At 64.4% G+C, this 21,742-nt stretch carries 25 protein-coding genes and 1 tRNA gene; 10 read left to right on the forward strand and 16 right to left on the reverse strand.

From position 1 onward, the window contains the following. Positions 1 to 105 precede the first annotated feature (105 nt). From BLS26_RS27025 to BLS26_RS27040, 4 genes are all read left to right on the forward strand, one after another. Positions 106 to 1,092 (forward strand): MDR family oxidoreductase, encoded by a 987-nt coding sequence (locus BLS26_RS27025; RefSeq protein ID WP_092515591.1) that lies wholly within the window; start codon positions 106 to 108, stop codon positions 1,090 to 1,092. Between the two features lie 118 nt (positions 1,093 to 1,210). Continuing rightward, positions 1,211 to 1,819, forward strand: a complete 609-nt coding sequence (locus tag BLS26_RS27030) for a hypothetical protein (RefSeq protein ID WP_092515592.1) — start codon at positions 1,211 to 1,213, stop codon at positions 1,817 to 1,819. A 159-nt stretch (positions 1,820 to 1,978) separates the two neighbouring features. Further along, on the forward strand, positions 1,979 to 2,212 hold the full coding sequence (locus BLS26_RS27035; RefSeq protein WP_092515593.1) for a hypothetical protein: 234 nt from the start codon (positions 1,979 to 1,981) through the stop codon (positions 2,210 to 2,212). A gap of 279 nt (positions 2,213 to 2,491) precedes the next feature. Beyond that, positions 2,492 to 4,243 (forward strand): HAMP domain-containing methyl-accepting chemotaxis protein, encoded by a 1,752-nt coding sequence (locus tag BLS26_RS27040; RefSeq protein ID WP_092518642.1) that lies wholly within the window; start codon positions 2,492 to 2,494, stop codon positions 4,241 to 4,243. A gap of 3 nt (positions 4,244 to 4,246) precedes the next feature. Here the strand turns inward: BLS26_RS27040 and BLS26_RS27045 are convergent, their stop codons facing one another. The 10 genes from BLS26_RS27045 to BLS26_RS27090 form a co-directional block, all read right to left on the reverse strand. Further along, positions 4,247 to 6,946, reverse strand: coding sequence for a DUF2339 domain-containing protein (locus BLS26_RS27045; protein ID WP_092515594.1), 2,700 nt, complete (start codon positions 6,944 to 6,946; stop codon positions 4,247 to 4,249). A 110-nt stretch (positions 6,947 to 7,056) separates the two neighbouring features. Further along, complete coding sequence (locus BLS26_RS27050; RefSeq protein WP_092518644.1) at positions 7,057 to 7,563, reverse strand: tyrosine phosphatase family protein; 507 nt, start codon at positions 7,561 to 7,563, stop codon at positions 7,057 to 7,059. A 78-nt stretch (positions 7,564 to 7,641) separates the two neighbouring features. Then, entirely contained in the window at positions 7,642 to 8,256 is a 615-nt protein-coding gene (locus BLS26_RS27055) for a YfbR-like 5'-deoxynucleotidase (RefSeq protein ID WP_092515595.1), read from the reverse strand. Next, positions 8,253 to 8,879, reverse strand: coding sequence for a DNA-3-methyladenine glycosylase I (locus tag BLS26_RS27060; RefSeq protein WP_092515596.1), 627 nt, complete (start codon positions 8,877 to 8,879; stop codon positions 8,253 to 8,255). Before BLS26_RS27060 ends, BLS26_RS27055 begins: the two co-directional genes overlap by 4 nt. A gap of 36 nt (positions 8,880 to 8,915) precedes the next feature. Then, the gene (locus tag BLS26_RS27065; RefSeq protein WP_092515597.1) at positions 8,916 to 9,797 is read right to left on the reverse strand and encodes a folate-binding protein YgfZ; all 882 of its coding nucleotides are present in this window, start codon (positions 9,795 to 9,797) and stop codon (positions 8,916 to 8,918) included. 251 nt (positions 9,798 to 10,048) lie between these two features. After that, on the reverse strand, positions 10,049 to 10,315 hold the full coding sequence (locus BLS26_RS27070; RefSeq protein WP_092515598.1) for a hypothetical protein: 267 nt from the start codon (positions 10,313 to 10,315) through the stop codon (positions 10,049 to 10,051). A gap of 232 nt (positions 10,316 to 10,547) precedes the next feature. Then, positions 10,548 to 11,183: an HAD family hydrolase gene (locus BLS26_RS27075; protein WP_092515599.1), complete on the reverse strand. Its 636-nt coding sequence runs from the start codon at positions 11,181 to 11,183 to the stop codon at positions 10,548 to 10,550. A gap of 35 nt (positions 11,184 to 11,218) precedes the next feature. After that, on the reverse strand, positions 11,219 to 11,596 hold the full coding sequence (locus BLS26_RS27080; RefSeq protein ID WP_092515600.1) for a TIGR02301 family protein: 378 nt from the start codon (positions 11,594 to 11,596) through the stop codon (positions 11,219 to 11,221). A gap of 75 nt (positions 11,597 to 11,671) precedes the next feature. Further along, on the reverse strand, positions 11,672 to 12,091 hold the full coding sequence (locus BLS26_RS27085) for an NUDIX hydrolase (protein WP_092515601.1): 420 nt from the start codon (positions 12,089 to 12,091) through the stop codon (positions 11,672 to 11,674). Between the two features lie 85 nt (positions 12,092 to 12,176). Continuing rightward, the gene (locus BLS26_RS27090; protein ID WP_172804712.1) at positions 12,177 to 12,680 is read right to left on the reverse strand and encodes a hypothetical protein; all 504 of its coding nucleotides are present in this window, start codon (positions 12,678 to 12,680) and stop codon (positions 12,177 to 12,179) included. A 71-nt stretch (positions 12,681 to 12,751) separates the two neighbouring features. Between BLS26_RS27090 and BLS26_RS27095 the strand changes: the two genes are divergently transcribed. After that, positions 12,752 to 13,516: an SOS response-associated peptidase gene (locus BLS26_RS27095; protein WP_092515603.1), complete on the forward strand. Its 765-nt coding sequence runs from the start codon at positions 12,752 to 12,754 to the stop codon at positions 13,514 to 13,516. An 8-nt stretch (positions 13,517 to 13,524) separates the two neighbouring features. Next, positions 13,525 to 14,349: a 2-keto-4-pentenoate hydratase gene (locus BLS26_RS27100; RefSeq protein ID WP_092515604.1), complete on the forward strand. Its 825-nt coding sequence runs from the start codon at positions 13,525 to 13,527 to the stop codon at positions 14,347 to 14,349. A 49-nt stretch (positions 14,350 to 14,398) separates the two neighbouring features. Here BLS26_RS27100 and BLS26_RS27105 read toward each other — a convergent pair whose 3' ends face one another. Beyond that, on the reverse strand, positions 14,399 to 14,824 hold the full coding sequence (locus BLS26_RS27105) for a Tautomerase enzyme (protein WP_092518646.1): 426 nt from the start codon (positions 14,822 to 14,824) through the stop codon (positions 14,399 to 14,401). 154 nt (positions 14,825 to 14,978) lie between these two features. On the opposite strand from BLS26_RS27105, the gene BLS26_RS27110 reads away from it, so the two are divergent. Continuing rightward, positions 14,979 to 15,539 carry a TetR family transcriptional regulator gene (locus BLS26_RS27110; RefSeq protein ID WP_092515605.1) on the forward strand — a complete coding sequence of 187 codons (561 nt, stop codon included), beginning with the start codon at positions 14,979 to 14,981 and terminating at the stop codon, positions 15,537 to 15,539. Here the strand turns inward: BLS26_RS27110 and BLS26_RS27115 are convergent, their stop codons facing one another. The 4 genes from BLS26_RS27115 to BLS26_RS27130 are packed head-to-tail and all read right to left on the reverse strand — an operon-like array spanning position 15,540 to position 19,044. Continuing rightward, entirely contained in the window at positions 15,540 to 16,121 is a 582-nt protein-coding gene (locus tag BLS26_RS27115) for a GDP-mannose pyrophosphatase (protein WP_092515606.1), read from the reverse strand. 21 nt (positions 16,122 to 16,142) lie between these two features. Further along, a complete protein-coding gene (locus BLS26_RS27120) occupies positions 16,143 to 16,592 on the reverse strand; it encodes a GNAT family acetyltransferase (protein ID WP_244541698.1) in 450 nt (149 codons plus the stop codon). Continuing rightward, on the reverse strand, positions 16,589 to 18,016 hold the full coding sequence (locus BLS26_RS27125; protein ID WP_092518650.1) for an FAD-binding oxidoreductase: 1,428 nt from the start codon (positions 18,014 to 18,016) through the stop codon (positions 16,589 to 16,591). The genes BLS26_RS27120 and BLS26_RS27125 overlap by 4 nt, the downstream gene beginning before the upstream one ends. A 35-nt stretch (positions 18,017 to 18,051) precedes the next feature. After that, a complete protein-coding gene (locus BLS26_RS27130) occupies positions 18,052 to 19,044 on the reverse strand; it encodes an L-threonylcarbamoyladenylate synthase (RefSeq protein WP_092515607.1) in 993 nt (330 codons plus the stop codon). Positions 19,045 to 19,113: 69 nt separating this feature from the next. Here BLS26_RS27130 and BLS26_RS27135 point away from each other — a divergent pair. The 3 genes from BLS26_RS27135 (at position 19,114) to BLS26_RS27145 (ending at position 20,668) form a co-directional block, all read left to right on the forward strand. Further along, positions 19,114 to 19,190: transfer RNA gene (locus tag BLS26_RS27135), tRNA-Pro, on the forward strand. Between the two features lie 163 nt (positions 19,191 to 19,353). Continuing rightward, a complete protein-coding gene (hemC, locus tag BLS26_RS27140; RefSeq protein WP_244542037.1) occupies positions 19,354 to 20,301 on the forward strand; it encodes a hydroxymethylbilane synthase in 948 nt (315 codons plus the stop codon). A 70-nt stretch (positions 20,302 to 20,371) separates the two neighbouring features. Then, on the forward strand, positions 20,372 to 20,668 hold the full coding sequence (locus BLS26_RS27145) for a hypothetical protein (RefSeq protein WP_172804713.1): 297 nt from the start codon (positions 20,372 to 20,374) through the stop codon (positions 20,666 to 20,668). A 6-nt stretch (positions 20,669 to 20,674) separates the two neighbouring features. Here the strand turns inward: BLS26_RS27145 and BLS26_RS27150 are convergent, their stop codons facing one another. After that, positions 20,675 to 21,643, reverse strand: coding sequence for a tripartite tricarboxylate transporter substrate binding protein (locus tag BLS26_RS27150; protein WP_092515610.1), 969 nt, complete (start codon positions 21,641 to 21,643; stop codon positions 20,675 to 20,677). Positions 21,644 to 21,742: the final 99 nt, after the last annotated feature.

Below are 21,742 nucleotides of genomic sequence, written 5' to 3' on the forward strand. Positions count from 1 at the left end.
ACGTGGATGGCCGGGACATAGGCGAGCGGAAGCGACGCCGTCCTTCGGACGGCTATGCCCGGCCATGACGGTTAGTAATCAACGCGAGTTTTGGGAGATAGTATCGTGGGAACGTTCAAGGCCATCAGGATCGACAAGGCGGAAAAAGGCACCACCGCCGCGCTGACGCAGTTCGACGAAGCCGAACTGATGGAAGGCGACGTCACTGTTCGCGTCGAGTGGTCGACGCTGAACTACAAGGACGGCCTCGCCGTCACCGGCAAGGCGCCGGTGGTGCGGCGTTTCCCGATGATTGCCGGCATCGACTTTGCCGGCACGGTCGAACAATCCTCGCATCCGCTATGGAAGGCCGGCGACAAGGTGGTCTGCAACGGCTGGGGCATGGGCGAGACCCATCTCGGCGCCTATGCCGAGAAGGCCCGCGTCAAGGGCGACTGGCTGGTGCGGTTGCCCGAGAGCATCTCGACCCGCGACGCCATGGCGATCGGCACCGCCGGCTACACCGCGATGCTGTCGGTGCTGGCGCTGGAGAAGCACGGCCTGACCCCGAAAAGCGGTCCGGTCGTGGTGACGGGTGCTGCCGGCGGCGTCGGTTCGGTCGCGATCGCCGTGCTGTCGAAACTCGGCTATCACGTCATCGCGTCCACCGGGCGGATGTCGGAGGCCGACTACCTGAAGGGCCTCGGCGCCGCCGAGGTGATCGGCCGCGACGAACTGTCAGTTCCCGCCAAGGCGCTCGCCAAGGAGCGCTGGGCGGGCGGAATCGACAGCGTCGGCTCCAACACACTCGCCAACCTGCTGTCGATGACGAAGTATGGCGGCGCCATCGCCGCCTGCGGCCTGGCCGCCGGCATGGACCTGCCGTCCTCGGTCGCGCCGTTTATTTTGCGCGGGGTGTGCCTTCTCGGCATCGATTCGGTGATGTGCCCGATCGAGCAGCGCAAGCTCGCCTGGAGCCGCCTCGCCGTCGATCTGGATCACAAGAAACTCACTGATATTACTCAGGAAATCGGTCTGGAACAGGTGATCGCCTCAGGCGCCCAAATTCTGGCCGGCCAGGTCCGCGGTCGAATCGTGGTAAAAATTGTCTAGCCGCGTTCAGACTTTACCAACCAAGCTGCTCCAAAGTTGCCACGGTTGATATGGTAAGTAGCGGGTAAAGAGGCCGTGAGGCCGATGCCCGCACTCGTAGGTCAGTTGGAGTAGCTGCATGCTTGCGCGTTTGGTTCTGGGGGCCGTCACGGCCGGTGCGATGATTGTGCCCGCGCTGGCCGGGATGATGAATGCCGACGAGGCGCGTAAGTTCGTGTCCGGCAAGGTGTTCGCATTCAACTGTTTCGACGGGACCCGCGGCGCTGGCCGCATCCTCGACGACATGGGCGCCGCCGGCTCGGTCCAGTTCTCCGGCTCGGGCCCGATCCGCCATATCCGCATGCCCGGCAATACGCTTCAGATCCGCGGCCAGGCTGTCTGCGCTTCCATCAAGGGGCTGCCGTTCGAGCCGTGTTTCAACCTCGACAAGCGCGACGACCGCTCGTTCCGCGGCTCGGTCTCGGGCATGGGCTTTGCCTATTGCGATTTCCGCCACCAGGGCGGGGCCTCGATGCTGATGGCGCGTGCCGTGGCGCGGCCGCGTTCGCTGCATGGGTCGGAATCGAGCCGCTCGGCCGATGCCCGCGCCGAAGTCTCCGCGCGCGTCGAGACGCCGGCGGTCGAGAGCGCCAAGCTCGAGCCGGTCAAGTCCGAGCCCAAAGCTGAAGTGAAGGCCGAACCGGCGAAGGCCGAGAATGCGCCGGAACTGCGCCGCTCGACGGACTGATCTTTCCGGAATGGTTCGACGGCGGTTTGGCTCTCGGCACAATCGCGGGAACTCTCGCCCGTAGTCCTACGGCGTGAGGAATTCACCCCCCGGTAGCGACTGGCATTGCAACGTCGCGGTCAAAGAGGCCGGGAGGCGGCCCGAACCGTGAGACCAACCATGCCGATGTATTTTTTCCGGATCAGCAGCGGCCGCTACGCCGGCGCGTCCGATCAGGGCTCCGAATTCGAGAGTCGCGAGGCCGCGTGGGCCGAAATGACCAAAGTCTGCGGCAATCTGCTCGCCAGCATTTCGCGCAGCCTGAAGCAGAATGCCGAATGGCAGATGGAAATGCTCGACGAAACCAGAAAGCCGGTTTTCCGGATTCGCCTGGTCGCGGAATCCGTCGGCTAACCTCATCAGCGAAGGCTTTGCCGGATTCATCCTGGCTGCCGGGGATATGACCGAACATGGCAGTATCCTCGCGTGTGAGCGGCGGCTAATGCACGCTGTAACTGTCTGAAAACGCAAGTTTTTTCACGATTCTGCGTATTCTTACGGTCCTCGCGTTAAGATTAACAAGACATCCCCAACGGTATCGTTCGTGTCATCAGGAGCGGCTGTCGCTCGCGATCGGCATGGCGATCGGTGTCTCCGATGCCGATCCCCAGATGCATTGAGGACATTGCCATGATGCGGATGATCCAGGATTTGAGAATCGGGACCAAGCTTGCGATCACGTCGGCGCTGACGATCCTGGTGGTTGCGGTCATGATCTATTTGCAGATGACCGGCGGTGCCGAGGTTCGCAAGGCCGATGACCACGCCGCGCGACAGCAAGCCATCGCCCAGAATGCAGCGGAAGCAAAGGCTTCGGTACGCGGCATGCAGATGGGCATCCGCGACATTCTGATGGCGACTGGTCCGGACGAACTCAAGAAGGGCGCCGACTATTTTGCGGATCGGACGGCGGCCGCGCTCAAATTTGCCGGCGAGATGGCGAAGCTGTCGACGTCGGTCGAGAACGGCGAGCGGATTGCGCGGCTGAAGGTTCTGATCGAAAACTTTCGTAGCGCCAAGGAGCAGATCGAGATCGTGCGCAAGCAGCAACTTGCGATCGAGTCGAAGAATGCCGATCATGGCGCCGAAGCGTCGGCGCAGATGGCCAAGCTGGCCCAGGAAATCGCCCGCATCCGCAAAGAAGTTACCGCGCCGATCAACACGGAAATCGAGGCGCTTGCCAACAAGGTTACGGAGTTTGCCAAGGGCCGCAGCGAACAGGGACGCACGGCTGCCGTCGCCGAGGCCGCTTCGGTCGAGCGGACATCGCTGACAGCCGGTATTGCCGTGGGGCTTCTGCTGATCGCCACTTGCGTGTTTTCCGTCTTCACGATCGCCCGTCCGATGCGCGCCCTGAGCGCGTCGATGGAAGAACTTGCCGACGGCAATTTTGCGGTGGTGCTGCCCGGTCTCGGCCGCAAGGACGAGGTTGGCGACGTCGCCGGTGCGGTCGAGAAGTTCAAGGTCGTCTCGGAGAAGAAGGCGCGCGACGAGGCCGAAGCCAAAACGAAGCAGGACCAGATCGCCGCGCAACAGCGCAAGGCCGATATGGTCAGGCTGGCCGATCAGTTCGAGGGCGCCGTCGGCGAGATCATCGAAACCGTCTCGTCGGCGTCGACCGAACTCGAAGCGTCGGCTTCGACGCTAACCGCGACGGCCGAACGCTCCCAGGAGCTGACCACCATGGTGGCAGCGGCGTCCGAAGAAGCCTCCACCAACGTGCAGGCGGTGGCATCCGCCACCGAAGAGCTTTCTTCTTCCGTCACCGAGATCAGCCGCCAGGTGCAGGAATCGGCGCGGATGGCGACTGAGGCCGTCGGACAGGCGAGGACCACCAACGATCGCGTCGGCGAACTGTCGAAGGCGGCAGCCCGCATCGGCGACGTCGTCGAACTGATCAACACCATTGCCGGCCAGACCAACCTCTTGGCGCTCAACGCCACCATCGAGGCGGCCCGTGCCGGTGAAGCCGGCCGTGGTTTCGCGGTCGTGGCTTCCGAAGTGAAGGCGCTGGCCGAACAGACGGCGAAAGCCACCGGCGAGATCGGCCAGCAGATTTCGGGCATCCAGGCCGCGACCCAGGAGTCGGTCGGCGCGATCCGGGAGATCAGCGGCACGATCGAAAGACTGTCGGAGATTTCCTCGACCATCGCGGCTGCGGTGGAAGAGCAGGGCGCGGCGACGCAGGAGATTTCCCGCAACGTCCAGCAGGCCGCGCAGGGCACCCAGCAGGTCTCCGCCAACATCACCGACGTGCAGCGCGGCGCCGCCGAGACCGGCTCGGCATCCTCGCAGGTGCTTTCAGCCGCACAACTGCTGTCCGGCGACTCTAACCGCCTCAAGATCGAGGTGGCGAGGTTCCTCGATACCGTGAGAGCTGCATAACCATTAACCCCCTGCCGGTGCGGCGGGGGCTGCCAATGCCGCCGCCTGGCGGCGGAACAGGATCCGCTGATACAGCCAGCCGATTGCGACCAGCACCAGGCCGAGGCACATGAACGACAGCGCGCGGTAGACGCCTGTCAGCGCCGACATGTCGATCACGAAGGCCTTCAGGATCGTCAGCGCGATCACGGCGGCAGATGCCAGCCGCGCGCGCTGCGAGTTGAAGAGGATGCCGATGCCGAGCAGGATCACGCCGAAGGCCAGCCAGGCGATCGAATAGGTGTATTGTTCGGCGCCGCCGGTCGAGCCGACGACCATGACGGGGCCGTGGTAGAGACGGCGGATTTCGGCGGTGACATAGGTGAGCGCCAGGATCAGGGCGCCGGCTGCGAGCGTATTGGCGTAGGCGGCCGGGCGATGGCCCGCCACCACATAGGACAGCAACAGAGCGAGCACGGCCGGCAGCGCGTAGGCCAGCAACAGCAGGTTGATGAAGCGGCCGCCGACGTCGATGGTCCAGAGCAGCGGCTGTTCCAGCACCAGCAGCCCGCCGAGGGTCGCGAGGCCGGCGAATGCGGTCAGCAGGATGGCGCCGGCGTTATGCACGACGCTGCCGGTGCGAAGGCGCAGTCGTTCCAGCCCGATTGCCATCGCCAGCGCGACACAGACCTGCAGCGCCACTTCGGTGAGACCGGCGGAGGTGAAGTAGGGATCGCCGTCGTTGACCGCGTGGCGGATCTCCATGAACGCCAGCATCACCGTGAACAGGATCGCGGCCGCTTCCACCGAGCGCAACGGCGCATCGTCGCCGCCGCGGCGCAGGAAGATACTGCCGACCCAGAACGAGGCCGCCGGAATACCGTAGCCCCACAGCAGCCAGTTGAAGATCGGCGTGGTGCCGACGGCGTCACCGACAATGCGTGGATCGTCGGCAATGCGCATCACCACGATGCCGGCGAGGATGGCGGCAAGCGAACGCAGGAACGGAATCGGCCGCTGCAGCGAAACCCAGGCCGTTCCCGCCGACATCAGCGCCAGCGCGATCGTGAGCCAGCCTTTTTCCAGCGCGAACGTCAATGCCAGCGCCAGCGCCGCCAGTGTGCCGGTCGCATACAGCGCGACGGCTGCCTGCAATCCCGGCCGCTCTTCGCGCTTGGCCAATATCTCGGTCGCAGCGGCATAGGCTGTGGCCAGCACCACCGCGAGAATGGCGAACGGAATCGATTGGTCGAGATGCGCGATGCGGGCATAGAGCGCGACCAGCAGCGCCAGCGGCACGAATACGGAAGCCGCCGACCAGATCACGGGAATGATTGATCTCGTCGAGCGGCCCTGCGCCAGAAATCCGGCGAGGCCGAATCCGGCGGCGAAGATTGTGGCCGAGATCAGATGCAGCGAGACCGATCCATCGGTAGCGGATGGCCCGATGCCCGCCAACGGTCCGCCGGGCAGCACCAGCATATCCGGATTGGCACGGATCGCCCATTCGGCGAACACGACAAAGACGAGGGCAGCCGCGGCACCGACGGCGCCGGTGGCAGCATCGCTGCGCCAGGCGACGAGAAGACTGCTGGCCACCAGCAGGCCGAACACGATCATCGCGGTGTCGGCATGAAAACCGTTCAGCACGATCAAGGTCGCGCCGCCGAGATAGGCCGCGAGCGATCCCGACGAGATCGGCTCGATCTCCCCTTCATTCGCGGGTGGGCCGAACATGAAGCCGCACACCACCAGCAGAGCTGCGAGGATAAATCCGGCCAGCACGTGGAACGCATGCGGCGCCACCATCGACGGTCCGCATTGCAGGCAGGGCAGGGTCCACAAGGCAGCGAACGCGATCGTGGTGACCGCAAGCCAGCGCCACAGCCGCACCCGCGCGAGGCCGAACGCCGCCGCGGTGACGATGGCGAGATAGACGTAGAGCGCCCAGAAGTCCGGTCTGTCGGACGAGACCAGAACCGGCGTCGCGAAGGCGCCGACGACGCCGAGGCCGGCGAGCGCCGGTCCATGCAGCAACGCCGCCGCCAATGTGCCCAGCGCCACCAGCCCGAGCAGGATGAAGGCGGTGGCGGGCACCAGGAAGCCGTACAGCGCATAGGCTGCGTAGACGGTGGCGAAGGCGACCGCGGTGCCGGCGGCGGTGAGAATAGCCGGAATGTTGGCGACCGGCAGCGCTTCGATGGCGGAGATGCTTTCCTTGCGCCGGGTCCATTCGCCGGCGGCGAGCAGCGCCAATGCGAACAGCCCGCCCAAGATCGTGCGCACGCCGGGGCCGAGCAGGCCGGCATCGATCGAATAGCGCACCATGAAGAATCCGCCGAGCGCCAGCGTCAGCCCGCCGATCCACACCACCCAGCGGGTGCCGACGGTTTCCTCAAACCCACGATCGGGCGCCGGCAGCGGCGGCGGTACGGCTGTTGGGCCACTGGCGACTTCCGGCACCGGCTCGGCTGTGGGCGCGATCGATTCCACATCAGGAATCACCGGCGGTGCAGGTTCAACGACTGATGCGGCCGGTGCCATGGTCTGCTCGGCCGCTTGTGCGGGCGTCAGCGGCGGCGGAACGGATCGATCCGCTGCCAATTGCTGCATCAAATCAAGCCGCGTGCGCAGCGCCGCCGCCTGGTTCATCGCCTTGCGGGCGAAGATAAGGGCGACGATCGCGATCACGATCGCGGCGAAATCGAACGGGTTATCCAGCATCAGGCCTCCAGATGGGCGCAGTAAGATACGCACCGGTCACATCAGCGGCCCGTTGCCATCCAGTGAGTGCAGCTTTGCCGGCTAAAAGTTCAAACCGGCATCCGCGGCATTTACTCCAGATCGAGCTGGAACGGCTTGCCCTCGACGGTCATGCTGCCCGGGCCCATCTCGTCGAGCGCGCGCAGCATCCGTCCGTCGCGTCCCAGCGCCTTGTCGGCGAGGCTGACGATCAGCCGGTTCGGCGAGGCGATCGCCGAACGGGCGCGAATCTGTTTGGCGATCTCGATTTCGTCGCGGTGCGGATTGAGCATGCAGGCGGCGGCAAAGGCGCTCGCGGTCGAGCGGCTGATGCCGGCATAGCAATGCACCACCATCGGCGCACGGCGATCCCAGCCGCGCACGAAGGCCAGCACCTTTTCGATATGCTGGTCCGACGGTGCCACGAAGCCATCGATCTGCTCGGTGATGTCGTCCATCGACACTTTCAGATGGTTGGCCTCCAGCACCGAAGCCGGCCGTTGCACCTGGTCGACATTGGCCATCACGGTGAGGACATGGCTGGCGCCGGTCGCCTTGACGGTCTCGGGCAGGGCGGCGAGCGAGCAGACGTGAAGCATGGCGTTCCCTGGATCGTTCTTCTTGCCGCGATTATAGGGCCGCGTGCGCGGTGGTGAAAGCAGGTTTGCGCCCGGCATTCAATCAAGCAACAGCCCAAATCGCGCCAAAAACTGCTTTTCGGCGCGCGCCGCGGTCCAGGGCGTCAGATAGTCGCGTTCCACAGCCTCTGGCAGGCCGGGATCGCGGCCGAACAGCCGCTTGGCCTCGGCAATCGAAAAACCCGCCAGATGAGTCGCCTCGAGATAGGCGGCGCCGCGATCCGCGGCCTTGATCGCCTGCGTAATCTCGTCCGCCAGCACCGGCGGCAGGCCGAAGCGGATGTGGATCGCCGCCAGCAGGCGTTTTTCCACCACCTTGTAGTCGCCGCCGAGCACCGCCTTGAACGGCGAGATCATGTCGCCGATGACATATTCCGGCGCGTCGTGCAGCAAGGCCGCCAACCGAAAGCGCACATCCACGCGCGGCATCTGCTCGCGCAGTACCAGTTCGACCAGCAGCGTGTGCTGCGCCACCGAGAAAATATGCGCGCCAGAGGTCTGCCCGTTCCAGCGTGCCACGCGCGCCAGCCCGTGGGCGATGTCAACGATTTCGATATCGAGCGGCGAGGGGTCGAGCAGGTCGAGCCGCCGTCCCGACAGCATCCGCTGCCAGGCCCGCGTCATGTCGGGCGCGAACGGCTTTCGCGCCGTCATTTATTTTTGAGCCGCGGCTTGCGAAGTTTGCCGCTGCAGGCCTCGTGGCAGAAACACGTCACCAGATGGTCGTTGACCATGCCGGTGGCCTGCATGAAGGCGTAGACGATGGTCGGCCCGACGAACTTGAAGCCGCGCGCGGCGAGCTCTTTCGAAATCTGGATCGACAGCGGCGTCGAAGCCGGGACGCTGGCGGTGGTCTTGAACTGGTTCACTTTCGGCTTGCCGTCAACGAAGTCCCACAGGAATTTCGAAAATCCTGCGCCTTCCTCCATGATCTTCAAATAGCCCTTGGCGCTGTTGATGGCGCCTTCGATCTTGGCGCGGTTGCGCACGATACCGGCGTCGTTCATCAGCGCGTGAACTTTTTTCTCGTTATAGCGCGCGATCTTCTCCGGCTGGAAATCGTCGAACGCTTTGCGAAAGTTCTCGCGCTTGCGCAAAATCGTGATCCACGACAATCCGGCCTGGAAGCCGTCGAGGATCAGTTTTTCATACAGCGCGCGGTCGTCATATTCGGGCACGCCCCATTCGGTGTCGTGATATTCCATGTAGAACGGGTCTTCGCCCGGCCACGGACAGCGGGTCTTGCCGTCGGCGTGCAGGCGCGCGGATCTGCTCATTGGTGCTGGCTCATGGGAATTTTCTTGGGAATGTTCTCACGCGACGGTCTGCTTCGGTGCGGGCCTGATGTCGTTGGGATCTGTCAGATGGATCGCCAGGCCGCCGGCGCTCAAGCTCGCGCCGGCATCGAGCGCGTCGGCGACGCGATCGGTGCGCAGCAGCGCCAGCCCGTTGCCGCCTGACGTCGAACCCATGGTGCCGACCGATTTTTCGCCGGCGAGAACGGTAGCGCCGGCCTCCGGCGAGAAGTCGTCGAGAACGACGCGCACGATCCGGGTGCGCGCGGTGCCGCGATGCTGCATCCGCGACACCACTTCCTGCCCGACATAGCAGCCCTTGTCGAAATCGACGCCATGCAGGCGGTCCATGTTGGTCTCGTGCGGGAACGCGTCGCCATACATGAAGTCGAGCCCGCCGCGCGGCACGCCTGCCTTGATGCGATGCGCCTCATAGGCGTCGCTGTCGACGAGGTCGGCGCCAACAAGGTCGGCCACTTTTGACGCGAGCTCTTCCGGCACCAGAATGCGCCAGCCCAGCGCATCGTTACGCGGATCGGCGAACGCCAGATCGGGTTTCATGGCGGGTTCGCCGCCCCATGCCGCCAGCACGCCGAGGCTGTCGGACAAATCCTCCACCACGACCTTGGCGCGCAGCTTGTAGAAGCCGAGCTTGGTGGCGAGGCCGGCCGCCAGCGGGCGCGGGACATCGATCAGGAAGCCGCCGCCATGGCCTGACGGGGCTTCGGTGATCAGGAAATCGGTCGTGATCTTGCCCTGCGGCGTCAGCAGTGCACCGAACCGGCCAAGCCCCGGCCGCAGCAGCGTGACGTCTGTGGTGACAAGCCCGTTGAGGAAGTTGCGGGCATCTTCGCCGCCGACCTTGATCACGCCCCGATCCCTGAGGAACGCTGCTTTCATGCAAAAATCCCGTGTGACATGTTGCGAGGAACGTAAGCCGCCGGGGCATAAACGACAAGGCCCGGGGAAGGCCGCGCCGCGGCATGTGCTGGCAATGATCGCCAGTCCAGGATGCTGCCACACCCACAATTGTCGTCACCCGCGAAAGCGGGTGATCCAGTACGCCGCAGCTTCTCGGTTAGTAACAAGCGTCTCTGGAATACTGGGTTGTCCGGTCAAGCCGGGCAATGTCAGCGCAACTTGTGGTGCGCTTACTGCTTCGCCAGCGCCAGCGAGAATTCGCCGTTGCGAACGCGGGCCGGAAGTCCTTCGACGAATTTCGCCACCGCGTCCTCGCCGTAGGTGGAGACCAGTTCCGCCAGCGCCGTGAACAGACTCGCTTGCGCCAGGCAGTCGCCGTCGACGCCATCGTGCCGCGCCTCGGCCCAGGCCTCGTTGAGGTAGCTGAGCGCCGCCTGCTTCTGTTCGTGGTCGGGAAGCGGATCGCGGGCGATCGAGAAGGTCGCGGGATGGCTCATGAAACTCAACGAAATCTGTGCGCGATCCAGGGCGGAGCGCGTCGAACGCCTAAAGCTGTAGCACGCGGCGGGCTTCCGGCGAGGCACATCTTTAGGAAAGGTTAACGGCGGTGCTCGAATTTGCGGCGGAGTTCCAACACCGGTGCGTAGGGTGGGTTAGCGCAGCGTAACCCACCAACTTCGTGCGGCGCGGATGGTCCGGTTGGTGGGTTACGGCTTCGCCTAACCCACCCTACGAAACACAGCCCAAAATCTCCGCGGGCGTGGCACACAGATGCCGCGCGCCGGCGCCGATCAGCTCGTCCCGGCTGCCATAGCCGTACAACACGCCAACGCCCTTGATGCCGTTTTTCCCGGCGCCGACCATGTCGTGGCTGCGGTCGCCGATCATCAGGCTTTTGGCCGGATCGGTCGCGGTCTGCTTCAGCGCATATTCCAGCAGATGCGATTTGTCGGAGCGTGTGCCGTCCAGTTCGGCGCCGAACACGCGTTCGAAATGCGGCCGCAGCCCGAAATGGTCGATGATGCGGTCGGCATAGACATGGGCCTTGCTGGTGGCGACGAACAGCCGGTGGCCGGATTGTCTGAGCGTGGTCAGCACCGCGTCGATGCCGTCATAGACCCGGTTCTCGTACAGTCCGATATCGGCAAAGCGTTCGCGGTAAAGCGTGACGGCGCGGTCGGCGGAATCTTCGCCGAGCATTTTGACAAAACTCGATCGCAGCGGCGGGCCGATGCACCAGGTCAATTCGTCCTCGGTCGGAATGTCAGCGTGATCCAGCTTCTGCAGCGCATAGCGGATCGAGCGGGTGATGCCCGGCTTCGGATCGGTCAGCGTGCCGTCGAGGTCGAAGAAGATCGTGTCCAAGAAATTGTGCCCAAGTCAGATGTTTGCGTGGAGCGCTAATTCGCGTAACGCGCCGTGAGATCCCGCGAGATCTTCGAGCCTTCCTCGATGTAGCGGCGGATCGCCACCGAGGCGGCGGGGGTGCAGGTGCGGTAGGTCTGCTGAAAACCGTTATAGCCGCGGTTGAAGCCGGCGATCATGCGGGCGCGGCGGTCGCCGGAGGGGGTTTCGGCGTCGACCAGCGCCTGCATCTCGTTGCGCCATTTGGCGCCCTCGTTGGTGCCGCAGATGCCGCGCAGATAGTGCAGCGTGCCGAGGATTTCGGCCAGCCGCTGCAGGTCGCCGTCAAACGGGGCGGCGGCATCCTGGGCCCGGGCGGGGACGAGGTTGCAGGCCGTGATGAGGATGAGGAAAGCCAGAAATTGCTTGAGCATTTGGGGGTCCAGAACCCGCCCGATATGCCCCCTCAATACGCCCGAGGCAAGGCGCAATCCCCAGTGAGTTCCGGGTTAAATGAGCCTTCGGGCCGCCTCGATGACCTCCAGGAGGCCGCCGGTGACCTTGAGATCGCCGATCGCGTCCGGCGCCAGCCATTTGAAATCGTCGTGCTCGTCATTCAGGACGGGTTCCCGGGCGGTCCAGCGCGCCGCAAACGACATGATCAGGTAATGCCCGCCGCCCGCGGCGGTCGGCAGCACTTCGCGCCAACCGGCGAGCTGCAGAATTTCGATTCGAAGCCCGGTTTCCTCGTCGACCTCGCGATGCAGCGCCGTATGCAGCGATTCGCCGAATTCGACCCGGCCGCCGGGGAACGAATAGAAGCCCTTGCCCGGCGAGCGGGAACGGCGAACCAGCAAGACCTTGCCGTCGCGAAAGATCGCGCCGCTGACGGCAAGCTGGGGACGGGTCGGATGAGGCGGGGAATTCAAGGCATGATCCGGAAATGGGCGAACTCTGCGCCGGGATCATGCCCGAACGATCCGCCAAGGTCTAACTCGGTGGCAGATGGCGAAGTCAATTCGCCATGATCTGTTCGACGTCGGCTTCGGAGGCGCCGTTGATGACGCCGGCGGTCAGCATCACCAGCGGCTTGACCCAGCCGGTGGCCTGTTCGGCGAGCGTGGCGCGGGTCCTGTCTTGGGTAGCCTCGCGCATCGCCGAACCCACTGCGCTTAGGATTGAGGTCATGTTGTCGGTGAGCTTGTCAAACTCGGCGCGGATCGTCGGCTCGGCCATTTCATAGGCCTCGATCGCGAGGTCGCGGTCCTTGAAGTTCGAGGCTACGAAATGCTGGGCGTAGGACAACGGACTCCAGGCGAGGAAATCCTCGGCGCATTCCGGCATGTCCGGAACCATCTCGAGCAGCATGATGGCTTCGTTGAAGTGATTCAGATAGTCGGTGGCAAGCCCGGTGCGGGGATTGATATTGGCAGCCTTCAACTGCGCCGCGCGGGCCTCGCTGATCGGGCCCGTTGATGGCGATGTCGGGCGAACGGATCGCGCGGATGTGGAGGCCATTGAGGTCATCCGCGGCAGTGTTAAGGTTTGGAGTTAAAAGACGTTAAATAATCGCCGGTTTGGCCTGGAAAATGTGCGGACGCTTTGTAATTACCTCGCCGCCAGCGGCACTTAGGCAGATTTTTGGCTATATCGAACAGCCTAATTTTCCGCCGCGGCACAATATTGCGCCAACCCAGCCGATCCCGGTGGTCATGCTCGAAAATGGCGGCCGGCATTTTCGGCTGATGCGCTGGGGGCTGGTGCCGGCCTGGGTGAAAGACGCCAGGAAGTTTACGCTGCTGATCAATGCACGCTCCGAGACGGTTCTGGAGAAGCCGGCCTTCAAGAACGCGATGAAGCGGCGGCGCGTGCTGGTTCCGGCGGACGGCTACTACGAGTGGCAGGACAAAGACGGCCGCAAGCGGCCGTTTTTCATCCATCGCCGCGACGGCCAGCCGGTCGGTTTTGCCGCGTTGGCGGAAACCTGGATGGGGCCGAACGGCGAGGAGTTCGACAGCGTCGCCATCGTCACCACGGCGGCCAGTCCCGATCTCGCGGCCCTGCATCACCGGGTGCCGGTGACGATCGCGCCCGATGATTTCGAGCGTTGGCTCGATGGGCGGGCGAACGATGCCGACGACGTCATGACGCTGTTGAAGGCCCCTGGCGAAGGCGAATTCGCCTGGCACGAGGTTTCGACGCGCGTCAATCGCGTCGCCAATGACGACGAACAACTGGTGCTGCCGATCACCGACGAGGAGAGGGCGGCCGAAGCGCCGAAGCCGGCGAAGAAAGCCGCGCCGCGCAAGACCGCGCCGGGGCCGGAAGACGAAGGACAGGGATCATTGTTTTGAGGAACGGGATGGATCATCACACCAGCGACGAAACTCTGGACATCGTTGCCACTGAAGCCTTCGGTGCGCTGGGGCAGACACACCAGATTCCACCATTCTCGTCGCGTCCGCCCGGGCTGACGGTCGACGACGCCTACCGCGTGACGCCTCGGGTCAGGCAGATGTTCGAGGCCCATGGCGCGAAGGTGAAGGGCCGCAAGATCGGATTCACCAACCGCACGATCTGGCAGCAATACAACGTCTACGCGCCGATCTGGGGATATGCCTACGATCGCACGGTGCATGACCTTGCGGTCACGCCGACATTGTCGCTTCGCCCATTTTCCGAACCGCGCATCGAGCCCGAAATCATGTTCGGCCTGGGGAGCGTGCCTTCCGGCGGGATGGACGAGGCTGCATTGTCCGCCTGCATCGACTGGGTCGCGCTCGGCTACGAGATCGTGCAGTCGATCTATCCAGGCTGGCAATTTGCGGCGGCGGACACCATCGCCGCCGGTGGCCTGCACGGGGCGCTGCTGATCGGCCCGCGCCATCCGTTCGCGCCGCGTGCCGCGGAGTGGCGGCGCGCGCTGACCGAATTCGAGATTGATCTAAGCTGCGACGGCCGCCTGATTGATCGCGGCCACGCCAAAAATGTACTGGAAGGCCCGCTCTCGGCGTTGCGTCATCTGGTCGAACTGCTGGAAAGCGATTCGGTCAATCCGCCGCTTGCATTCGGCGAGATCATCAGCACCGGCACGCTGACGAAAGCGATGCCGGTCGCACCTGGCGAGACCTGGACGGCGAAGCCATCGGGTATCGCGCTCGAAGGCGTCACGGTTCGTTTTGTTTGAGTGGGCAAGGTCGCTTTCGCGCCATGCCCACCCTCATGTCCCGACGCGACTACGCCGCGGCCTGCGCCGCGACGGCCGATCCGAGATCGCTGTTGCTGTAGGCGATGCCGCCGATGCCCCAGGCGCCGTCGACGGCGTAGCTGACGCTGGCATAGATATGCTCGCGCTTGATGCGGCCTCGCGCGGCCTCCTCGATGATGGCGGTGCCTTCGCCGATCCAGGCATCCTTCAGTTCCTGCGTCGGCAGTACGAAAGACGGCACCTTGAGTTCGAACACCGCGATGTCGGTCGGCTTGCCGCCGGAGAAGGTGCGGCCCTTGGGCACCACGGTGACTTCGCCGATCACGTTCGGCGTCATGAACTTGTTGCCGGTGAGGCCGTGCAGGCGAAGCAAGAGCTCGGTGAGTTTGCGAAAGGCCTCGGCTTCCGCCTCCGCGGTCAGGACACCCTCGGGAACGATGATCTGGATCGGCATTTTTCTCTCCTTGAACGACACAACCGGATGCGCCCCGCGGTTGCCTGCGGACGTCGCCATCACTAGATAACGATCGTTATCCACTAAACATAACGATCGTTATTTGGTCAATCCTAATATAACGATCGTTATCAACTTGACGTGAGAGGCCACGATGGCGCGGTCGAAGGCAAACGAGGGCGATGCGCGGGCGCGTCTGGTCGAGGCAGCCGGGCGCGGCTTCCGTACCGGCGGATTTGGCGGCACCGGCGTCGATGCGCTGGCGAAAGGCGCAGGCCTGACGTCAGGCGCATTCTACGCGCACTTCGATTCCAAGGCCGAGGCATTTCGGCTGGCGGTCTCGGACGGGATCGCAACGCTGCGCAACGGCGTCGCCGCGTTTCAGGAACAACACGGCCGCTTCTGGCGCGATCCGTTCGTCGATTTCTATCTCGGCGAACGGATGGAAGTCGGCCTCGACGAGGCGTGCGGCCTGCCGAGCTTCTCGCCGGACGTGGCGCGCGCCGACGATGCGACACGGCTGGTCTATGAGGAAGAACTGAAACGCCTGGTCGAGGTGCTGGTTGCGGGATTTCGCGGCGCGCATGCCAGCGAGCGGGCATGGTCGTTCCTCGCGGTGCTCTCGGGCGCGGCGGCGATGGCCAGGGCGGTGAAGGATCAGAAGATCAGGCGCGAGATCCTCTCCGCGGCGCGCGTGGCGGCGAAGGCGGTCTGACTACTTGAAGATATGCAGCGCTGCGTATTGCAGCAGCATGATGGTCTTGGCGTCGGCAATGCGGCCATCGGCGATCATCGTGAGCGCCTCGTCGATCGCAAGCTCCAGCACCTCGATGTCCTCGCCTTCGCTGGCCAGGCCGCCGCCGCTGCCGACCCGCATCGCCGGCTCGTATTCGGCGATAAAGAAGTGCAGCTTCTCGGTGACCGCGCCGGGACTCATGAAGGCTTCGAACACCTTGCTGATGGTGCCGAGCCGGTAGCCGGTCTCTTCCTCGGCCTCGGCGCGAATTCGCGCCTCCGGCGAGGCGTTGTCGAGCAGGCCGGCGGCAGCCTCGATCATGAGGCCGTCGTAACCGTTGACATAGGCCGGAAAACGAAACTGCCGCACCAGCACCACGGTGCGCTGCGCCAGATTGTACGGCAGCAGCGCCGCGCCATTGCCGCGGTCGTAGGTCTCGCGGTGTTGGGTCTGCCACTCGCCGTTGCCGCGGCGGTATTCGAACGTGGTGGTCTTCAACAGGTAGTGATTGTCGGAGAGGACGCGAACGTCCTTGATGCGAATGCGATCGGAGACGGTCATGTCGTTCCTGTCTGTCTCGCGCTACGGCGTCGGCTCGCGGCCGTCGAGCCACTTGGCGAACGTCACCGTCTCCTGATTGTAATAGCCGATCGACCGGTAGAATGTATGAACCTGCGCATTGTCCTTGCGCACCATCAATTGCAGCTTGAGGATACCGCGCTCACGCAGCCACGCTTCCGCGGCGTTCATGATGGCGCGGCCAAAATTCAGGTAGCGGCGATCGGGATCGACCGTGACGTAATAGACCCAGCCGCGATGGCCGTCATAACCGACCATGACCGATGCGGCGACGGCATCGTCGCACTTGCCGACCAGCACCGTGGAATTGTCGCCGCGGCGCGCGAGCGCAATATCGGCGGCAGGATCGTTCCACGGACGCGTCGATCCGCAGCGATGCCAGAGTGCGATGACGTCGGCGATGTCCTGATCTTCGATCGGCGCGATGACGAGCGTGATGTCTGGTTGGCTCACAGCACCTTGCCCGGGTTCATGATGCCATGCGGATCGAGCATCGCCTTGATGCCGCGCATCAGTTCGATCGCGACCTTGTCCTTGACGTCGGGCAGTTCGTCGCGCTTGAGCACCCCGATGCCGTGCTCGGCCGAAATCGATCCGCCCATCCGCAGCACGATCGCGAACACGACGGCGTTGACCTCGTGCCAGCGCGCCAGGAAATCCTCCGACTTGCCGCCGACCGGCTGGGAGACGTTGTAATGGATATTGCCGTCGCCGAGATGGCCGAACGGCACCGGCCGCGAGCCCGGGATCAGCTTGACGACGGCGGCGTTGGCTTCCTCGATGAACGCCGGCACGGCGGCGACCGGCACGGAGATGTCATGCTTGATCGAACCGCCTTCCGGCTTCTGCGCCGCCGACATCTCGTCGCGCAGTTTCCAGAAGCCGGCGCTTTGGGTCAGGTTCGCGGCAATCACGGCGTCGTCGACGATGCCGTCCTCCATGCCCTTGGCGAGGATCGCTTCCAGAGCATCGCGGGCGTCGTCGCGCGAGGACGACAGTTCCATCAGCACGTACCAGGGATGCTTGCTGGTGAGGGGATCGCGGATGTCGATGCCGTGACGGATGCTGAAATCGACGGCGATGTCGGCCAGCAATTCGAAACTGGTGAGGCTGCCCGCGGCCTCGTTCTGCGAGATCGACAGCAGCTTCAGCGCCTGGGCCGGCGATTTGAGACCGACATAGGCAGTCTCCACGGCGCGCGGCTTCGGAAACAGCTTTAGCGTCGCGGCGGTGATGAAACCGAGCGTGCCTTCGGCGCCAATGAAGAGGTTGCGCAGATCGTAGCCGGTATTGTCCTTCTTCAGCTTCGACAGCCCGTTGAGGATTCGCCCGTCGGCCAGCACCACCTCGAGGCCGAGCGCCATCTCCCGCGCCACGCCATAGGCCAATGCAGCCGTGCCGCCGGCATTGGTGGAGAGATTGCCGCCGATGGTGCAGCTTCCCTCGGCGCCGAGCGACAGCGGAAACAGCCGGTCGACGTCGCGGGCCGCGTTCTGCGCGATCTGCAGCACCACGCCGGCCTCGCAGGTCATGGTATTCGACGCCGGATCGATCTCGCGAATCTTGTCGAGCCTGCGCATCGAAACCACGACCTCGCCGTTATGCGGCGTCTGTCCGCCGACCAGACCGGTATTGCCGCCCTGCGGAACCAGCGCGATTTTGTGTTCGGTCGCGAGCTTGCAGATCGCAGACACTTCGGCGGTCGAGCCCGGCCGCAACACCAGCGGCGAACGGCCGTGAAACAGGTCGCGTTCCTCGGTGACATAGGGCGCGATATCCGCGGTGTCGGTCACCGCATACTTGTCGCCAACGATGGCGCGAAATTTCGCGACCAGTTCGGGCGGCAGCGGCGGCACGGCGGCTGGAGCGATATTCATCATCGTCTCTTTCATTGCCGCTCTTGGCGGCGGTGTTATTCCCGTCCGACCGCCGCACGGCGCAGCCGGTCATTGATGGCTTCACCCAATCCTTCGACGGGGATCGGCATGACCGCGATGCTGCGCACGCCCTTGGCATCGAGCGCGCGAAGGTGACCGAACAGATTGGCGGCGGCCTCAGCGAGATCGCCGCGTGCAGACAGATTCATCACTGCGGCAGCGGCGTCAATTCCCGAAATTGCTCCGAGGCCGAACGCGAGCAATGCCTCGCCGGGCTCGATTTGGCTCGCATGAAGCCGAACCCTGGCGCGCGGTGCGTAATGGGAGGCCAGCATGCCCGGCGCCAGCGGCTGTCCGCTGTCACTGTCGGCGTCGACAGGCGGTTGCAGCAGCGGCCGGCCGAGCACGCGTTCGATCTCGGTGCGCGGCAGGCCGCCGGGCCGCAGCAGCATCGGCTGGCCGAAGCAGCCGACAATGGTCGATTCGACGCCGACCGCGACGGGACCGCCGTCGACAATCAGGTCGATCCGCCCCGAAAGGTCGCTGTCGACATGGGCCGCCGTGGTTGGCGAGACGTGGCCGGACAAGTTGGCCGACGGCGCCACGACAGGCCGGCCCAACAGGCGCAGGATGTCGCGGGCCACAGGGTGGGCCGGTATCCGGATCGCGACGGTGTCGAGGCCGGCGGTGGCAAGATAGGCGACCGCGCAGCCGTCGGCCTTGGGCAAAACCAGTGTCAGCGGACCCGGCCAGAACGCTTCGGCGAGCGCCATCGCGGGACCGTCAAAACGGGCGATCTGCCGGGCGGCGCCGATATCGCCGACATGGGCGATCAGCGGGTTGAACGCCGGCCGGCCCTTGGCCTGGTAGAGGCGGGCGATGGCGGCCGCATTGGTGGCATCGGCGCCGAGGCCGTAAACGGTCTCGGTCGGGAACGCGACCAGCCCGCCACTCCCAAGGGAACGCGCGGCCGCCGCCACGGCAGCCTCGCCGGCGGGCAAAATCGGGGTCTTCAGGCCAACATTCACTGTGATTTATTTCCTCAAATCGCCGCCTTGCGGTGGCCGAAACCCAAGGCTATAAGCCGCGTTCTTAGTCGGAGTGTGGCTCAGCCCGGTAGAGCACTGCGTTCGGGACGCAGGGGTCGCAGGTTCGAATCCTGCCACTCCGACCATTCACCGTCAGATCAGGTTCTGATCGCCGGTGGTACCCCGAGTCAACTACCAACTCAACGCTGAAAACCCTCAGCTTTTCGCCATTTCCCGCAGCCTGATCGCGTTCGAAACGGAGACCGGGTGTCAGAACAAGGCTTACGGATCGGCACGCGCAAGAGTGCGATGGCGCTGGCGCAGACGGATGAGGTCGCCCGGCTGCTGCGATCGGCCAATCCCGCTCTCGCCGTCGAGATTATCAGGTTCGAAACCCGCGGAGACCAGGACCAGACCAGCAAATTGCTCCGCCATGGCGGCAAGGGCGGCGCGTTCGTCGCCGAAATTCGCGAGGCCATGCGCGCGGGCGAATTGCAGGCGGCGATGCATTCGCTCAAGGACGTGCCCGGCAACGAGGAGACGCCGGGCCTGGTGCTCGCCGCGATGCTGGCGCGCGACGCCGCCAATGATTCGCTGGTGTTGCGTCCCGGTCTCTCGCTGGAAATCTTTAGGGCCCAGCGCGGCAAGGGTTTCAAGATCGGCACCAACGCGGTGCGGCGCGCGGCCTATCTGCGCCGGCTGTTTCCGGAAGCCACGGTGATTCATTACCGTGGTGCTGCCGATACCCGTGTCGCCAAGCTCGATCGCGGCGACATGCAGCGGCTCCCCGGCGGCGGCGAGGTCGGTCCGGCGGATGCGCTGGTCATGGCGCGCTCGGGGCTTGAGCGCATCGGGCTGACGTCGCGCATCGCGCATGATTTCTCGGTCGCTGAAATGCTGCCGGCGGTTGGGCAGGGCATCGTCGCGGTCGAATGTGTCGAGAAGGACTGGGTCACGCGCGGGTACCTGGCGATGATCGACAATATGCCGTCGCGGCGCTGCGCCGAGGCCGAGCGCGAGGTGCTGTGGGTGCTGAACGGCCATTGCAACTCGCCGATCGCCGGCCATGCGACGATCGATGGCAGCGAGATGACGTTGACGGGCGCGGTGCTGGACGAAGCAACTGGCCACTTCATCGAGGCGTCGCGACGTGGAACGGCAGACCGGCCCCGCGAACTCGGCCGTGCGGTCGGCCTCGAGCTGCTGGACAAGGGTGCCGCCGAAATCATCGAGCGCAACAGGCCGAACGAGCATTAGCGAAGCTGCTTTCGCGGAAGCGCGCTTGTTGATACCTTCCGTTACATCGGTGAGACCGGAGGGCGCGCGCATGCGGTACGCTTCAATGCTGAAGACAACATTGGCAGCCGTTGCCGTGATCGTCTCGCTGCCTGCGCAAGCCCATGAGCGCTGGCCGGTAATCCCCGAAGAGATTGGCATCGGCCCGCCGCCCGCGCGCTATACCTGGATTCCGTATCGCTGCAGCGACGGGCCTGCGGATAACTTCTATCACGGCGCCTGGTATGCCGGTCAGCCGCCGGCGCTGTATCGCGGCCGTGCCTATCGGCCGTATTACCGATACAGCGCCTATCGCGTCGTGCCGCGAACCTATCTCTGCACCGAGTAGCGTCGCCTATTGCGGCTCAATGCCGGCTTCGCGCGTCACGCGCTTCCATTTCTCGATGTCGGCATGCATCAGGGCCGCGAATTCCTCGGGGCTGTTGCCGACCGGCTCGATACCTTGCTCCATCAGGAGCTTCTCCATCTCGGGCGTCTTCAGCGCATCCACAATGACCTTGTTGAGCTTGTCGATGATCGGCCGCGGCGTGTTGGCTGGCGCCAGCACGCCGTTCCAGCCGATGACCTCGTAGCCGGCCAATCCCGCTTCCGCGATCGTCGGAAGCTCAGGTGCGACGGCGAGGCGCCTGGCGGTGCTGATGCCGAGTGCGCGCACCGTCCCGGCCTTGATCTGCGGCAACGCCGTGACCGGCGTGTCGAAGAAGGCTGCGACTTCACCGGTCATGACGGCCTGCTGCGCCTGCGGCACGCTTCGGTAGGGCACATGCGTTATCTTCACGCCGGCGGTAGAGAGGAACAGCTCCATCGACAGGTGGGCCAGACTGCCGACACCGACCGAGGCGTAGTTCAGCTGCCCCTTGCGCGCCAGTTCCACAAACTCCTTGACCGACTTCGCCAGCGATGTTTTCGGCACCAGCAGGATTTCGCTGACCTTCGTCACCATCGAAATCGGCGCAAAATCCTTCTCGCTGTCATAGGGCAACTTGGCATAGAGCGCCGGATTGGCCGCATGGCTCGGAAACACCATCAGCAAGGTGTAGCCGTCAGGCTCGGCCTGCGCGACGGCACGGGTTCCGATGGTGCCGCCGGCGCCGGTGCGGTTGTCGATGATGACGGGCTGGCCAAACTGCTCGGTGATGTGCTTTCCGACCAGCCGCGCCAGAATATCGGTGATGCCGCCGGCGCCAGTCGGCACGATCAGCTTGATCGTACGTGTCGGATAGTCCTCCGCGCGGGCCGTCGGCGACGTTGCCAGCGCCAGACAGATGACAAGGAGTGCGCGGCATATCCCTGGGGCGCTCATCAGTTGGTCTCCTGCCTGGTCTTCTTCTTGTTCAGGGCCACGATATCGAACCCCAGTCCGCAATGATAGAAGTCTGACGGAGTCGTCCGATCGCGATAA

It is taken from the genome of Afipia sp. GAS231, from assembly GCF_900103365.1.
Lineage (GTDB): Bacteria > Pseudomonadota > Alphaproteobacteria > Rhizobiales > Xanthobacteraceae > Bradyrhizobium.